16 protein-coding genes are annotated in these 13,640 nt (G+C 61.3%); 10 read left to right on the plus strand and 6 right to left on the minus strand.

Annotated elements, in window-relative coordinates:
• Nucleotides 1–34: 34 nt before the first annotated feature.
• On the minus strand, nucleotides 35–1,198 hold the full coding sequence (locus LAC81_RS06285; protein ID WP_223727121.1) for an FAD-dependent monooxygenase: 1,164 nt from the start codon (nucleotides 1,196–1,198) through the stop codon (nucleotides 35–37).
• A gap of 9 nt (nucleotides 1,199–1,207) precedes the next feature.
• Nucleotides 1,208–1,453 (minus strand): zinc-finger domain-containing protein, encoded by a 246-nt coding sequence (locus tag LAC81_RS06290; protein WP_057255736.1) that lies wholly within the window; start codon nucleotides 1,451–1,453, stop codon nucleotides 1,208–1,210.
• 169 nt (nucleotides 1,454–1,622) lie between these two features.
• Here LAC81_RS06290 and LAC81_RS06295 point away from each other — a divergent pair, with 169 nt between their 5' ends.
• From LAC81_RS06295 to LAC81_RS06330, 8 genes are all read left to right on the plus strand, one after another.
• The gene (locus LAC81_RS06295) at nucleotides 1,623–2,408 is read left to right on the plus strand and encodes an alpha/beta fold hydrolase (RefSeq protein WP_223727122.1); all 786 of its coding nucleotides are present in this window, start codon (nucleotides 1,623–1,625) and stop codon (nucleotides 2,406–2,408) included.
• A gap of 146 nt (nucleotides 2,409–2,554) precedes the next feature.
• Nucleotides 2,555–3,382, plus strand: a complete 828-nt coding sequence (gene cysE / locus LAC81_RS06300; RefSeq protein ID WP_223727123.1) for a serine O-acetyltransferase — start codon at nucleotides 2,555–2,557, stop codon at nucleotides 3,380–3,382.
• 100 nt (nucleotides 3,383–3,482) lie between these two features.
• Nucleotides 3,483–3,686 (plus strand): DUF3126 family protein, encoded by a 204-nt coding sequence (locus LAC81_RS06305; protein ID WP_034796738.1) that lies wholly within the window; start codon nucleotides 3,483–3,485, stop codon nucleotides 3,684–3,686.
• A gap of 278 nt (nucleotides 3,687–3,964) precedes the next feature.
• Nucleotides 3,965–4,321, plus strand: a complete 357-nt coding sequence (locus LAC81_RS06310; RefSeq protein WP_223727124.1) for a phasin family protein — start codon at nucleotides 3,965–3,967, stop codon at nucleotides 4,319–4,321.
• A 240-nt stretch (nucleotides 4,322–4,561) separates the two neighbouring features.
• Nucleotides 4,562–4,915: an ATP-dependent Clp protease adapter ClpS gene (gene clpS, locus LAC81_RS06315; protein WP_043622145.1), complete on the plus strand. Its 354-nt coding sequence runs from the start codon at nucleotides 4,562–4,564 to the stop codon at nucleotides 4,913–4,915.
• A 9-nt stretch (nucleotides 4,916–4,924) separates the two neighbouring features.
• The gene (clpA, locus tag LAC81_RS06320) at nucleotides 4,925–7,441 is read left to right on the plus strand and encodes an ATP-dependent Clp protease ATP-binding subunit ClpA (protein ID WP_223727125.1); all 2,517 of its coding nucleotides are present in this window, start codon (nucleotides 4,925–4,927) and stop codon (nucleotides 7,439–7,441) included.
• 83 nt (nucleotides 7,442–7,524) lie between these two features.
• Nucleotides 7,525–8,262, plus strand: a complete 738-nt coding sequence (locus LAC81_RS06325) for an AzlC family ABC transporter permease (RefSeq protein ID WP_223727126.1) — start codon at nucleotides 7,525–7,527, stop codon at nucleotides 8,260–8,262.
• Nucleotides 8,259–8,603, plus strand: a complete 345-nt coding sequence (locus LAC81_RS06330) for an AzlD domain-containing protein (RefSeq protein WP_223727127.1) — start codon at nucleotides 8,259–8,261, stop codon at nucleotides 8,601–8,603. The genes LAC81_RS06325 and LAC81_RS06330 overlap by 4 nt, the downstream gene beginning before the upstream one ends.
• Nucleotides 8,604–8,703: 100 nt before the next feature.
• Here LAC81_RS06330 and LAC81_RS06335 read toward each other — a convergent pair whose 3' ends face one another.
• Genes LAC81_RS06335 through LAC81_RS06350 form a run of 4 tightly spaced genes read right to left on the minus strand, consistent with a single transcriptional unit; the run spans nucleotide 8,704 to nucleotide 11,568 of the window.
• The gene (locus tag LAC81_RS06335) at nucleotides 8,704–9,120 is read right to left on the minus strand and encodes an HIT family protein (protein ID WP_223727128.1); all 417 of its coding nucleotides are present in this window, start codon (nucleotides 9,118–9,120) and stop codon (nucleotides 8,704–8,706) included.
• Nucleotides 9,121–9,168: 48 nt separating this feature from the next.
• The gene (locus LAC81_RS06340) at nucleotides 9,169–10,356 is read right to left on the minus strand and encodes a GNAT family N-acetyltransferase (RefSeq protein WP_223727129.1); all 1,188 of its coding nucleotides are present in this window, start codon (nucleotides 10,354–10,356) and stop codon (nucleotides 9,169–9,171) included.
• Between the two features lie 4 nt (nucleotides 10,357–10,360).
• Nucleotides 10,361–11,086: a glycerophosphodiester phosphodiesterase gene (locus LAC81_RS06345; protein WP_223727130.1), complete on the minus strand. Its 726-nt coding sequence runs from the start codon at nucleotides 11,084–11,086 to the stop codon at nucleotides 10,361–10,363.
• A gap of 14 nt (nucleotides 11,087–11,100) precedes the next feature.
• Nucleotides 11,101–11,568: a RidA family protein gene (locus LAC81_RS06350; RefSeq protein WP_223727131.1), complete on the minus strand. Its 468-nt coding sequence runs from the start codon at nucleotides 11,566–11,568 to the stop codon at nucleotides 11,101–11,103.
• A gap of 145 nt (nucleotides 11,569–11,713) precedes the next feature.
• Here LAC81_RS06350 and LAC81_RS06355 point away from each other — a divergent pair, with 145 nt between their 5' ends.
• Together LAC81_RS06355 and rpsB are read left to right on the plus strand one after the other, a co-directional pair.
• Complete coding sequence (locus tag LAC81_RS06355) at nucleotides 11,714–12,541, plus strand: cell envelope integrity EipB family protein (protein WP_223727132.1); 828 nt, start codon at nucleotides 11,714–11,716, stop codon at nucleotides 12,539–12,541.
• A gap of 183 nt (nucleotides 12,542–12,724) precedes the next feature.
• Entirely contained in the window at nucleotides 12,725–13,492 is a 768-nt protein-coding gene (rpsB, locus tag LAC81_RS06360) for a 30S ribosomal protein S2 (protein WP_053247295.1), read from the plus strand.
• Nucleotides 13,493–13,640: the final 148 nt, after the last annotated feature.

Consider the following 13,640-nt stretch of genomic DNA (forward strand, 5'->3'; position numbering starts at 1 on the left):
GACCATTGATATCTGGACATTTTCGCGCCCGCGCTCAGCGCTGGGCGCCGTAGCCGTAGAGCCAGTCGAGGTCGGCCGCGAGCGCGTCCGGTCCCTTGAGTTTCAGGACAATGTCGCGACCGAGGCGCAGCGGCCCCCGGACGTGGTAAGCGAAGTGATTGAATGCTGCACGGCGGCGGACCCGGGCGATGCGCGGTCGGCGCTTCGCTTCGAATGCTGCCAGCGCCTTCGGGACATCGGTGCCGGTCGCCAGGCAATCCGAAAGTTCGAAGGCATCCTCGATCGCCATCGCTGCACCCTGCGCCGCAAATGGCGTCATCGCATGGGCCGCATCGCCGATCAGCACGGTCTTTCGCCCGTCCTGCCAGGCTCCGTCGTCCACGGTGCACAAGGGCCAATAGGTGGGCGCTTCGGCCTTTTCGAGCAGCGAGCGGATGCCGGCGTTCCAGCCGGAGAAAGCGTTCAGGTAATCCTGGCGGCGCTTGTCCGAATCCTTGCCGGCCCAGACGCCGTCGGTCTCCTTGCCCTCGATGATCGCGACGAGATTGAAGCCGTGAAATTCCCGCAACGGATAGGCGACGAGATGGGCGCGAGCGCCGAGGAATGCCGTGACTTGGTTCGGCTTGAGAAGGCCGGCGGCCGTGTCGCGAGCGACCGTCATGCGCCAGGCGACATTGCCTGAAAACCGCACGCGGCCGGCCCCGGGGACGTTGTTGCGCAACCGTGACCAGATCCCGTCGGCACCGATCATGACCTCCGGGCGGCGCCCCATCAGCTTTATGATTGTCTGCTCATCAGGGTTGTCGATATGGCATCCAAGCTGCAGGCGGCAGCGAGGCTCGGCCTCGACGGCGGAAAGCAGGACTTTCTGCAGGCTCGCGCGGTGCATGACGGCATAGGGCGCCTGCCAGCGACGCCGCGCGAACGCGCCAGCCGATACGCTGGCGAGGGGGCTTAGCGATACGCCGTCAACTAGGCCGATGCGTTCGGGCTCGCTCCAGTAGAATTCGAGCGCCGGGAGAAGGCCGAGCTTGATGAGGATGCGTGAGGCATTCGGCGACAATTGCAGACCGGCGCCGACCTCGGTCAGCGCTGTTGCCCGCTCGATAATGTCGACTTCAAAGCCTCGACGGGCGAGGCACAAGGCGGCCGTGAGCCCACCGATACCGGCACCGACGATCGCGACGGGGCGCGACATCGTGGCCTATCAGGCGGCTTTGTGGGCGAAGAGGCAGCCGGGCGGGTTGGTTTCCGTCGCCTTCAGCTTCGGATTGTAGCGGTAGAGCGTGGAGCAGTAGGAGCAGACCTTCTCGTTGTCGTCGCCCATATCGATGAAGATATGCGGGTGATCGTACGGAATGGACGCGCCGGTGCACATGAATTCCTTGACGCCGATTTCGATTGCCTGATGTCCGCCGTCGTTCTGGAAGTGCGGGATGCTGTGGCCGGCCATGTCATGCTCCGATGAATGCTAGTCTCTAAAGTTGGCGCACCATAGTGAGCTTTGCTGCAAAAGTGTAGCGGCAAACACGCCGCAGCTGTGGTTTTTGCCGGGGCGGGGTTTCACTCGTCCTGGCGACGAACTAGGTTGCGCCGCATCGATACCCCCTAGGATGATAAAGATGGATCTCACCCCGCCGCCGTTTTCCCGCTTTTCCCATGAAGGCCTGGAGATCGCCTTTTTCGACGAGGGCGATCCCGCCGGCGCGCCCATCCTTCTCATCCATGGGTTTGCCTCGAGCGCCAACGTCAACTGGGTTTTTCCGGGCTGGCTGAAGACGCTCGGCGACGCCGGCTATCGTGTGATAGCGCTCGACAACCGCGGCCACGGCAAGAGCAGCAAGCCCTACGATTCAGCACTCTATCACCCGCAGCAGATGGCGGGCGACGCCGTAGCGTTGCTCGGGCATCTCGGCATTGCCGAGGCGCATGTGATGGGCTACTCGATGGGTGCGCGCATCTCTGCCTTCCTGGCGCTTGCACACCCTCATCGCGTGCGCTCGCTGGTCTTTGGCGGCCTGGGCATCGGCATGGTGACGGGGGTAGGGGATTGGGACCCGATCGCCGAAGCCTTGGCGGCGCCTTCTCTTGATGTTGTAACCCACGCGCGCGGCCGCATGTTCCGCGCCTTTGCCGACCAGACCAAAAGCGACAGGCAGGCGCTCGCGGCCTGTATCTCGACATCCCGCGATCTATTGACCGCCGAAGACATGGCACGCATCGACGTGCCGACCCTCATCGGTGTCGGGACCAAGGACGACATTGCCGGCTCGCCGCAGGAACTGGCGGAATTGATGCCGAATGCCCGCGCGCTTGATATTCCGGGCCGGGACCATATGCTCGCCGTGGGTGATCGCGTTTTCAAGAAGGCCGTGCTCGAGTTCCTCGAGGAAGTAGGGCGCGCCTAGACCATCGAGCGTGACGAACGCCGGGAGCACCCGGCGCTTGCCCGCTTCTGGGCTGCTCGACCGAGGGTGGAACTGATGGCGGGCCATTTAAGTCATGCCGGATTTCCCCTATAGTAACTGTAGGACGGACAGGAAGGAGAGCGACGATGGTCGCCAAGACCGAACTTCGCCAGACGGAAGCGCTGAAGGTGATGGACCCGATCTGGAACAGCCTGCGTGAGGAAGCCCGCGTGGCGGCCGAGCAGGACCCGATGCTCGCGGCCTTCCTGTATTCGACGGTGGTCAACCAGCATTCGCTCGAAGAAAGCGTGATCTATCGCATCTGCGAAAGGCTCGATCATCCCGATCTTCAGGCCAACCTGTTGCGGCAGACTTTCTCGGAGATGCTTGAGGATTGGCCGGAATGGGGCACCATTCTGCGCGTCGACATCCAGGCCGTGTATGACCGCGATCCCGCCTGCACCCGCTTCATCGAGCCGGTGCTCTACTTCAAGGGTTTCCATGCCATCCAGACGCACCGTCTGGCCCATTGGCTGTTGAAGCGCGGCCGCCGGGACTTTGCGTTCTACCTGCAGAGCCGCGCTTCGAGCGTCTTCCAGACGGACATCAACCCGGCCGCCCGCATCGGGCGCGGCATCTTCCTTGACCACGCTACCGGCCTGGTCGCCGGTGAGACGGCTGTGATCGGTGACAACGTCTCCATCCTACACGGCGTGACGCTCGGCGGCACGGGCAAGGAAGGCAGCGATCGCCACCCGAAGATCGCCGACGGCGTCCTGATCGGTGCCGGCGCCAAGATCCTTGGCAATATCCACATCGGCCACTGCTCGCGCATCGCTGCCGGCTCGGTCGTGTTGAAGCCGGTGCCGCCGAAGTCGACGGTGGCAGGCGTACCGGCCAAGGTGGTGGGCGAGGCCGGTTGCTCCGAGCCGTCGCGTCAGATGGACCAGATCCTGAGCAGCTTCGATATCTGAACATACGGGAACCGGTGCGTAAGCCTCTTTCGAGGGGTTTACACCCGGCGATGCAGCGTGCGAGAAGCGCCGCACAGATAAACGGCTACGGAGACGTGTTTTGAAGCCCGAAGAAATCCGCAAGCTTGAAGCCTATTTCAAGCGCACCTTCAATCAGCAGATGGTCGTCAAGGCTCGCCCGAAGAAGGACGAGTCCGCTGAAGTCTATCTCGGTGACGAGTTCCTCGGTGTTGTTTTCCGCGATGAGGAAGACGGTGAGCTTTCCTACAACTTCTCCATGGCGATCCTCGACATCGACCTCTAAGTCCTGACGACGGACGACAAAGTAGCGAGCCCCGAAAATCCCAGCGATTTTCGGGGCTTATTGTTTTCGGCGAAGCGTTGCTGCGGTGCTGGGCAATTGCTCGCGGATTTCATCTTGCCTATTCAGCAAGGATCGATAGAAGTTTTGCGCTTCCCCGCGTTTTTTCATCAAGTTGTTGCATCTGTTGTATTTTATTGCGTTGCACACTCGTCTTGACTTTTTGTGCAGTGCACATAAACTGAAGCCTCCAGATCAGGCCGTCACTAAGGAGACACCGGATGTTCAACTTCGATGATGCAAACAAGAAGAGCAAAGAAGCCATTGACGTGGCTGTAAAGAGCTACTCCGCTTGGACCAAGGGTCTCCAGGCTATCGCGACTGAAGCTGCTGATTTTTCCAAGAAGTCCTTCGAAGACGGCGTAGCGCACGTCGAGAAGCTCTCGAGCATCAAGAGTGTCGAAGCTGCATTCGAACTGCAGACCAATTTCATCAAGGCGAGCTACGAAGGCTTCGTCGCCGAGGCAACGAAGATCGGCGAAATGTACGCCGATCTCGCCAAGGATGCTTACAAGCCCTACGAGGCGCCGGTTGCCAAGGCAACGGCAGCAGTCAAGGCCGCCGCTGCCGCCGCCTGATCGCTGGATACAGAGCAAGTTTCTCAAGGGCCGGTCGCAGCGATTGCGACCGGCCCTTTTGTTTTCTCGCTTTAGCTGTGAGCAGCCCGAAGAAAGTTGATCAATCTTGCGCGCGGTCGTGCGATTATGATTGCAGTGCGTTGGTTCGGTCTTAAAATCTGGAAACGAACCATTAGATAAAGGGCAAGCACGCTGCGGCCAAGTTCAGTGGGGTCGCTGCTGTACAAGGAACTGACAAGAATGATCGCCATGCCGGTCCGGATGCAGCAAGGTAGCGATGACGAGGGAAACGGCAACAACCGCAGCACGTCCGTCATCACGCGTACCAAGCCGAAGACCAAAAAGCCGAGTTTGTATCGCGTTCTGCTTTTGAATGACGATTACACGCCGATGGAATTTGTCATCCATATCCTGGAGCGCTTCTTTCAGAAGAACCCGGAAGAGGCGACCCGCATCATGCTTCACGTCCACAATCATGGCGTGGGAGAGTGCGGCGTCTTCACCTATGAGGTCGCCGAAACCAAGGTGACGCAGGTGATGGATTTTGCCCGGCAGCATCAGCATCCGTTGCAATGCGTCATGGAAAAGAAATGAGGAACTAACGTGCCAACATTTTCGCCCAGTCTCGAAAAGGCGCTACACCAGGCACTGACTTTTGCCAACGAGCGCCACCATGAATACGCCACGCTCGAGCATCTGCTTCTGGCATTGATCGATGATGCCGACGCGGCGGCCGTGATGGGCGCCTGCAACGTCAATCTTGAGACGCTGCGCAAGACCGTGACGGATTATGTCGACAACGAGCTTTCCAATCTCGTGACCGGCTACGACGAAGATTCCAAGCCGACGGCGGGCTTCCAGCGTGTCATCCAGCGCGCGGTCATCCACGTCCAGTCCTCCGGGCGCGAGGAAGTAACCGGCGCCAACGTGCTGGTCGCCATCTTCGCCGAGCGCGAGAGCCATGCCGCCTACTTCCTGCAGGAGCAGGAGATGACGCGTTACGACGCCGTCAACTTCATTTCGCATGGGATCGGCAAGCGGCCCGGCAGTTCGGAATCCCGGCCTGTGCGCGGCTCGGACGACCACGAGTCCGAGCAGAAACCTGCGCGCGACAACGAAGAGAGCAGCGCCAAGAAGCAGCAGGACGCCCTGACTGCCTATTGCGTCAACCTCAATGAAAAGGCGAAGTCCGGCAAGATCGACCCGTTGATCGGTCGTCACGCCGAGGTGAACCGTACCATCCAGGTGCTGTGCCGCCGCTCGAAGAACAATCCGCTCTATGTCGGCGACCCCGGCGTCGGCAAGACGGCGATTGCCGAAGGTCTTGCCAAGCGGATCGTTGAAAAGAAGGTTCCGGAAGCACTGCAGGATGCGACCATCTTCTCGCTGGACATGGGCACGTTGCTCGCCGGGACCCGCTACCGCGGCGATTTCGAAGAGCGCCTGAAGCAGGTCGTCAAGGAACTCGAGGACTACCCGGGCGCTGTCCTCTTCATCGACGAGATCCACACCGTCATCGGTGCTGGTGCCACGTCCGGTGGCGCGATGGATGCGTCCAACCTCCTGAAGCCGGCACTGTCTTCCGGTGCGATCCGTTGCATCGGTTCGACCACCTACAAGGAGTACCGCCAGTTCTTCGAGAAGGATCGGGCGCTCGTCCGCCGCTTCCAGAAGATCGACGTGAACGAACCGACGATTGCGGACGCGATCGAAATCATGAAGGGGCTGAAGCCTTACTTCGAGGAATATCACCATCTGAAATACTCGAACGAGGCGATCAAGGCCGCCGTCGAGCTTTCGGCCCGTTACATCAACGACCGCAAGCTGCCCGACAAGGCGATCGACGTGATCGACGAATCCGGTGCGGCACAGATGCTTTTGCCCGCCGGCAAGCGGCGCAAGCTGATCACCGAGAAGGAAATCGAAGCAACGATCGCGACGATGGCGCGTATTCCGCCGAAGACGGTTTCCAAGGACGACGAGGCTGTTCTTGCCAACCTCGAGCGGGAGCTGCGATCGGTCGTTTATGGCCAGGACCTGGCGATCGAAGCACTCGCTTCGTCGATCAAGCTGGCGCGGGCCGGCCTGCGTGAACCGAACAAGCCTATCGGCTGCTACGTCTTCTCCGGCCCAACCGGCGTCGGCAAGACGGAAGTCGCCAAGCAGCTTGCCACGTCGCTCGGCGTCGAACTCCTGCGCTTCGACATGTCGGAATACATGGAGCGGCATACGGTTTCGCGTCTGCTCGGTGCACCTCCCGGCTATGTCGGCTTCGACCAGGGCGGCCTCCTGACCGATGGCGTCGACCAGCATCCGCATTGCGTGCTGTTGCTCGACGAAATCGAAAAGGCCCATCCGGACCTGTTCAACATCCTGTTGCAGGTCATGGATCACGGCTCGCTGACCGATCACAACGGCAAGAAGATCGACTTCCGTAACGTCATCCTGATCATGACGACCAATGCCGGCGCATCGGAAATGGCCCGGGCCGCCATCGGCTTCGGTTCTTCCAAGCGTACGGGCGAAGACGAAGAGGCGTTGAACCGCCTGTTCACGCCGGAATTCCGCAACCGTCTGGATGCTGTCATTCCGTTTGCTTCGCTGCCGACCCCGGTCATCCACCAGGTGGTGCAGAAGTTCGTCATGCAGCTGGAGACGCAGCTTGCCGAGCGCAACGTCACCTTCGACCTCGCGCCCGAGGCAATCGCCTGGCTCGCCGAGAAGGGTTACGACGAGAAGATGGGTGCCCGGCCGCTGGCCCGGGTCATCCAGGAAAACATCAAGAAGCCGCTTGCCGATGAGATCCTCTTCGGCAAGCTCAAGAAGGGCGGCGTCGTCAAGGTGACGATCGGCACCAAGGCCGACGGCACCAAGGGCCTGCTGCTCGATGCGGTTCCGGAGACAACGCCGATCAAGCCGAAGGCGGAGGTTTCCCGCCCGGCGATGAAGGCGACGAAGCCGAAGAAGGCCGAGGACAAGGAAGAAGTGGGCGCCGAGTCGGCACCGAAGTCCAAGCCGAAGAAGGCGACCGCCAAGGCATCGTCCGATGGCGAAGCCGGGGCCGGCGACGCGGCTCCAAGAAAGGGCCGCACGGTGCCGAAGGTGCCGCGCAAGAAATAGGCCCTCGCAAGAGATGTTCGACGGTGCCGGATGCAAGCCATCCGGCACCGTTTTTCTGAATCCAAGATAATCCGGAATGGCCGATGAAGAAGGAAGAAGACGAGCAATCATCGCTCGCCTGGTTCGGAAAGGGTATGCGCGGCATCTTCAGCCTGCCGGCCTTCATCCTGATGCTGTCCTTCGTCGGCTTCTGTTCGCTGACGGCCCAGGCCGGTATTCCGGTGGAGCAGGTCGTTTTCATGGTCGGCATGGTCTGGGCGCTGCCGGCCAAGGTCATCCTCGTCAGTTCGATGATGAGCGGCGCGAACCTGGCGGCCGCCTTCCTCGCGGTCTCGCTCTCCTCCGTCCGGCTGATGCCGATGGTTGCGGCGCTCGTTCCGGAACTGCGGACATCGCGGACGCCGACCTGGCTGCTCCTGTTCCTGTCGCATTTCGTCGCGATCACCGCCTGGGTGTTCGCGATGGAGAAGGTACCGAAGGTGCCGCGTGAGCGGCGCGTTGCCTTCTTTGCCGGCTTCGGCATCACGTTGGTTGCGGCCAACATGCTGCTCGTCGCCGTTGTCTATCACTTCGTCGCCGATTTCCCGCCGATCGCTGCCGGCTGCCTGTTCTTCCTGACGCCGGTCTACTTCCTCGCCTCGATCTGGCATTCGGCGCGTCACCCGGTGGTGTACGTCGCGCTGCTCTTCGGCCTTGCCGGCGGGCCGCTGTTCTATTGGCTGTTGCCGGAGTTCGACATCCTGCTCGCCGGCATCGTCGGTGGCACGCTCGCCTGGCTGGCCGAGCGCCTCTGGCGTCGCCACAAGGAGGTGAGCGCATGACGTGGCAGGACGGTTGGTGGGCCTATGCCTTCATCGCGATCGCCGGCTGGTTGGCAACCGACATCTGGCGCTGGCTTGGCGTTATCGCCGGCAACAAGCTGCGGGATGATTCCGAGGCGTTGAATTGGGTGAGGGCGGTCGCGACCGCGCTTGTCGCGGCGGTCATCGCAAAGCTCATCCTTTATCCGACAGGCGTACTCGAACAATCTCCGCTCTGGCTGCGTGTAGGTGCCGTCGCACTAGGGGCTGCTGCCTTCTTCCTGTTCGGGCGAAAGCCGGCAATCGGGATCGCGACCGCCATCGCAGGGCTGGCCGTGGGGCTCTGGTCGCTCGGCTTCTAAGCGCTCACCTGGGCCGAAGGCCGGTGGACCGAGAAAGTCATCCGCCGAGCCGTGAAGCCGACCCGGCGATAAACATTTCCAAACCAGATTGGAGGCGCGATCAGAGCGCCTGCCGAACCTTTTCGGCATTGGCCGCAAGTACCGCGCCATCTTCCATCGTGCCGGAATGCGGCTTCAGCGGCACGCCTGCGCGCCGCGGAATGACGTGGAAGTGCAGATGGAAGACAGACTGTCCGGCGGGGGCTTCGTTGAACTGCATGACCGTCACGCCATCGGCGTCGAAGGCGTCCTTCGCTGCGACCGCCAGTTTCTGCACCGTCGCGATCAGCGCCGGCAGCGTCGCCGCATCGGCATCGAGCAGGTTGCGCGAGGGCGCCTTCGGAACGACGAGCAGGTGGCCTTCGGCCTGCGGCATGACATCCATGAACGCGATCGTCGCATCATCCTCGTAGACGCGGTGCGAGGGGATTTCGCCGCGCAGGATCTTGGCGAAGATGTTGTTGTCGTCGTAGCTCATTGTTGTTCCTCGTGAATTGGCGCGGGCAGGCCTCGACTGAAAAGTCGTTCAGTCGTCTTGCCGCTCACCTTTGCGGAAAGGGCCGTGTTCTGCAAGAATCTCGCCCGTTTCCTCCACATCCCTGCGCTCGCGTTGAAGATAGTCGGCAACCGCGCGGGCGAGCCCTGGATGCGTAATGAAATGCGCGGAATGCGTGGTGATGGGCATGTAGCCGCGCGCAAGCTTGTGCTCACCCTGGGCACCGGCCTCGACCCGTTTCAACCCTTTGGCGATCGCGAAGTCGATCGCCTGGTGGTAGCAAACCTCGAAATGCAGGAACGGATGGTCCTCGATGCAACCCCAGTGGCGGCCATAGAGCGCATCGCCGCCGATGAAGTTGATCGCGCCGGCAATGTAGCGGCCGTTGCGGCGAGCCATCACCAGCAGGATATCGTCCGCCATGCGTTCGCCGATCAGCGAATAGAAGGCGCGCGTCAGATAGGGACGCCCCCATTTGCGGCCGCCAGTGTCCATGTAGAAGGCGAAGAACTGGTCCCAGATCGCTTCCGTCAGGTCGCTGCCGGTCAGCCAGTCGATCGAGATGCCGTTTTCGACCGCAGCCCGGCGTTCCTTTTTGAGTGCCTTGCGCTTGCGTGAGGCAAGGGTTTCCAGGAAATCGGCGTGCGATCCGAAGCCTTCGTTGGTGAAATGGAACTGCTGGTCGGTGCGGTGCAGGAACCCGGCGCGCTCGAGGGCCGGCATCTCGGCTTCTGGCACGAAGGTCACATGCGCCGAGGAAACGTCGTGTCTGCGCGCAAGCTCCTTCAGGCCCGCGGCAAGTGCATCCTGAACGGCGCCCTGATTTTCACCTGGCGCGGCAAGCAGTCTCGGTCCGGTGGCCGGCGTGAAAGGGATGGAGCTTTGCAGTTTCGGGTAATAGTGCCCGCCCGCCCGCTCGAAAGCGTCGGCCCAGCCATGGTCGAAGACATATTCGCCCTGGCTGTGGTTCTTCAGGTAGCAGACAAGGCCGCCGCGCAGATGCCCGTCCGATCCTTCCAGAAGCAGGTGCTGGCCGAGCCAGCCCGTCTTGGCCGTCGCCGAGCCGGACTCCTCGAGGGCGGAGAGATAGGCATGCGAAAGGAAGGGATTGTAGACGCCGCCGGGAAACGCCTTCGATGCACCGGAAAGCACGTTCCAGCGTGCTGCCGGCACATCGGCGAAGGACTGGGCTATGCGGATGGTGACGGCGTCTGACATCAGCTCAGGAAACCAGAGCCTCCCGCGGGTCGAAACCCTCGAAGGTCATCTGGTCCGCGTGGGCGAAAGTATAGGCCTCGGCCTGCCGGTCGCGCACGGTCCAGGTGATGATCGTCTTGCCGAGTGTCCGCTCCTTGGTGATGAACGAGTTCGGCAGGTGGCCGTAGTGGTAGGAGATGAAGTCGAGCCCGAGCTGCATCGCTTCCTCATGCACGAAGAAGGTCTCCGGATTGGCGCCTTCCGCGGTCAGGCCCAGCGGGTAGGGCGCGTCGAGCGCCTTCAGGTCCTTGAGCAGCCAGTGATCGAAGCTCATCAGGGCGACGTGGCCCTTGTAACCTTCCAGCGTCTCCAGCACCGCGGCTGCAAAGCCCTCGTCGTCGTCCTTGCGGCCCTTGAGTTCGATAACGAGGGGCACCTTGCCGTTGACCAGGCGCAGCATCTGCGTCAGCGTCGGCACCTTGTCCTTCGTCCCGCCGATCGCCATTAGGCCGAGCTCGCCGGCCGTGCGTGATCGAACGTCGCCCTTGATGCCGCAAAGCCGCTGGGTGTCGTCGTCATGGAAAACCACCGGGACACTGTCGGCGGTGTACTGGAGGTCGCACTCGATGGCGAAGCCGGCATCGACGGCGCGGGAGAATGCCGAAAGCGTGTTCTCCCACACTTGCTTGTTCATGTCGTGATAGCCGCGATGAGCGATCGGTTGGGCCTTCAGCCAGGAAATATCAGCCATGGTGGGGACCTTAATCAGGCGATCTCTATAACGGCGTCGATCTCGACGGCGGCATTGAAGGGCAGCGAGGCCATACCGACAGCGGCGCGGGCATGCTTGCCGGCTTCACCGAGCGCGGTGGCGAGCAGATTGGAGGCGCCGTTGATGACGAGATGCTGCTCCACGAATTCCGGCGTCGAGGCGACGAAGCCGTTGATCTTCACCAGACGACGGATGCGGCCAAGGTCGCCACCGAGCGCCGATTTTGCCTGGGCGAGGATGTTGATCGAGCAGAGTTCGGCAGCGCGTTGCGCACGGGCGACGTCGACGTCCTTGCCGACAATGCCTGTCACGGCGACCTTCCCGTCCTCCATCGGAAGCTGTCCCGAGATATAGAGCGTCGAGCCGCTGATGACGTACGGCACGTAGTTCGCGACCGGCGTCGCAGCCTGGGGAAGGGTGACGCCGAGGTCCTTGAGGCGCGTTTCGATCTCTGCAGACATGGAAAGCTCCATTGTTGTCTTTTGTGTTAAAATCCTGCATTCAGGCCGGATCGCGGCGGGCACCGGCTTTTTCCTGCAAACACCGCCTCGCTTCTGCCGAACGCTTGTTTATAGCATTGCCGGCGAGTCCAACAGGAGGAAACGGATGTTTCATAAAGGCTTCGGTCTCGTCACTCTGCGCAGCGTTTGTTTCGCCGTCATGACGGCGTCAGGCGCTACGGCGGCGAGTGCGAATGTCCTCGTGCCGCATCGCGCCGTCTATGATCTTGAGCTCAAGGATGCGTCGGATCGTTCGGGCATTGCCGGAATGTATGGCCGCATGGTCTATGAATTTAATGGGTCCGCCTGCGAGGGGTATACGGTCAGCTTCCGATTCGTCACCCAGGTCGACACCGGTGAGGAGGTGCGCCTCACCGACCAGCAGACGACCACCTACGAAGACCTGAAGAACGGCAATTTCCGCTTCCTGACGCGCTCCTTCACCGACGAGAAACTGGACAAGGAAGTTCGCGGAACCGCGCATGAGGAAAAGTCCGGCGTCAAGGTGGAGCTGACCGCGCCCGACAAGCGCGAAGTGGAGCTTGCGGCCAGCCGCTTCCCGACCGCCCATATGATGGAAGTGATCTCGCGGGCGAAGAAGGGAGAAAGCCTGTTCGAAGCACGCATCTTCGATGGCTCCGATTCGGGCGACAAGACGCTGATTACCTCGACCTTCGTTGGTAAATCGCGCAAACCTACCGCCGATGAGCCGGATGCCGGCAAGGCGGGCAAGTTCGGCAGCGAAGCCTATTGGCCGGTAACGATCTCCTATTTCAACGATGACAAGAGCGGCGACGCGCTGCCGATCTACCGCATGTCGTTCAAACTCTACGAAAACGGGATCACTCGCGACCTGACGATGGACTACGGCGATTTCGTGCTGACCGGCAAGCTCGCAGACCTTGAAGTATTCAAATCCGAGGACTGTAAATAGTAGATCCCGCCAAAAAGCGGCTTTCGCGACTTGATTTTCTGGGCAGCAGCCGTTAAGGGGCTGCCCATTCCACACGTGAGGCATGGGATGTTCCGGGAGAAATCCGGATCGTTCCGCCGGTGGGCGTTTTCGAAAGAAGAGCTCGACGTCTCGCGGAGGTTCAACCGGAAAAGGAGAAAAGGCATGGCATTGCCTGATTTTAGCATGCGCCAGCTGCTTGAAGCTGGTGTTCACTTCGGCCACCAGACGCACCGCTGGAACCCGAAGATGAAGCCCTACATCTTCGGCGATCGTAACAACGTTCACATCATCGACCTCGCACAGACCGTTCCGATGCTGTCGCGCGCCCTGCAGATCGTTAGCGACACCGTCGCCAACGGCGGCCGCGTCCTGTTCGTCGGCACCAAGCGCCAGGCTTCGGAAATCATCGCTGACGCTGCCAAGCGTTCGGCCCAGTACTACGTCAATGCTCGCTGGCTCGGCGGCATGATGACCAACTGGAAGACGATTTCGAACTCGATCCAGCGCCTGCGCAAGCTCGACGAAATCCTCGCTTCGGAAGCTTCGGGCTTCACGAAGAAGGAACGCCTGAACCTTGAGCGCGAACGCGAAAAGCTCAACCGCGCTCTCGGCGGTATCCGCGATATGGGCGGCACACCGGACCTGATGTTCATCATCGACACCAACAAGGAATCGATTGCGATCGACGAAGCCAAGCGCCTTGGCATCCCGGTTGTTGCCGTTATCGACTCCAACTGCGATCCGGACCAGATCGACTACCCGATCCCGGGCAACGACGACGCCTCGCGTGCGATCGCTCTCTACTGCGACCTGATCGCTCGTGCAGCTATCGACGGCATCGCCCGTCAGCAGGGCGCATCGGGCCGTGATCTCGGCGCATCGGCTGAAGCTATGGTCGAGCCGGCGCTCGACGAAGCCTCCGAAGCCTGATCGGACGGCGCGGCGGGCTATCACCGCCGCACCAATCTATTATCGGGGCGAGGCCGTTTGTGATGAAAAGTCTGAACGGCCTTGTTCTTTTCAGCGAGGGATGAAGCGGCTTGGGCAGGCGATCCGCGCCCTGGACACGACAGCGATG

Source organism: Ensifer adhaerens (assembly GCF_020035535.1).
Taxonomy (GTDB): domain Bacteria; phylum Pseudomonadota; class Alphaproteobacteria; order Rhizobiales; family Rhizobiaceae; genus Ensifer.

Excerpts from the sequence above, each read along its gene's own strand:
- LAC81_RS06310 (WP_223727124.1), top strand. The coding sequence starts at position 3,965 with ATGTTCAACTTCGATGATGCAAACAAGAAGAGCAAAGAAGCCATTGAC.
- LAC81_RS06335 (WP_223727128.1), bottom strand. The coding sequence starts at position 9,120 with ATGAGCTACGACGACAACAACATCTTCGCCAAGATCCTGCGCGGCGAA.
- LAC81_RS06290 (WP_057255736.1), bottom strand. The coding sequence starts at position 1,453 with ATGGCCGGCCACAGCATCCCGCACTTCCAGAACGACGGCGGACATCAG.
- LAC81_RS06325 (WP_223727126.1), top strand. The coding sequence starts at position 7,525 with ATGAAGAAGGAAGAAGACGAGCAATCATCGCTCGCCTGGTTCGGAAAG.
- LAC81_RS06350 (WP_223727131.1), bottom strand. The coding sequence starts at position 11,568 with ATGTCTGCAGAGATCGAAACGCGCCTCAAGGACCTCGGCGTCACCCTT.
- rpsB (WP_053247295.1), top strand. The coding sequence starts at position 12,725 with ATGGCATTGCCTGATTTTAGCATGCGCCAGCTGCTTGAAGCTGGTGTT.
- cysE (WP_223727123.1), top strand. The coding sequence starts at position 2,555 with ATGGTCGCCAAGACCGAACTTCGCCAGACGGAAGCGCTGAAGGTGATG.
- LAC81_RS06330 (WP_223727127.1), top strand. The coding sequence starts at position 8,259 with ATGACGTGGCAGGACGGTTGGTGGGCCTATGCCTTCATCGCGATCGCC.
- LAC81_RS06340 (WP_223727129.1), bottom strand. The coding sequence starts at position 10,356 with ATGTCAGACGCCGTCACCATCCGCATAGCCCAGTCCTTCGCCGATGTG.
- LAC81_RS06295 (WP_223727122.1), top strand. The coding sequence starts at position 1,623 with ATGGATCTCACCCCGCCGCCGTTTTCCCGCTTTTCCCATGAAGGCCTG.
- LAC81_RS06355 (WP_223727132.1), top strand. The coding sequence starts at position 11,714 with ATGTTTCATAAAGGCTTCGGTCTCGTCACTCTGCGCAGCGTTTGTTTC.
- LAC81_RS06285 (WP_223727121.1), bottom strand. The coding sequence starts at position 1,198 with ATGTCGCGCCCCGTCGCGATCGTCGGTGCCGGTATCGGTGGGCTCACG.
- LAC81_RS06345 (WP_223727130.1), bottom strand. The coding sequence starts at position 11,086 with ATGGCTGATATTTCCTGGCTGAAGGCCCAACCGATCGCTCATCGCGGC.
- clpS (WP_043622145.1), top strand. The coding sequence starts at position 4,562 with ATGATCGCCATGCCGGTCCGGATGCAGCAAGGTAGCGATGACGAGGGA.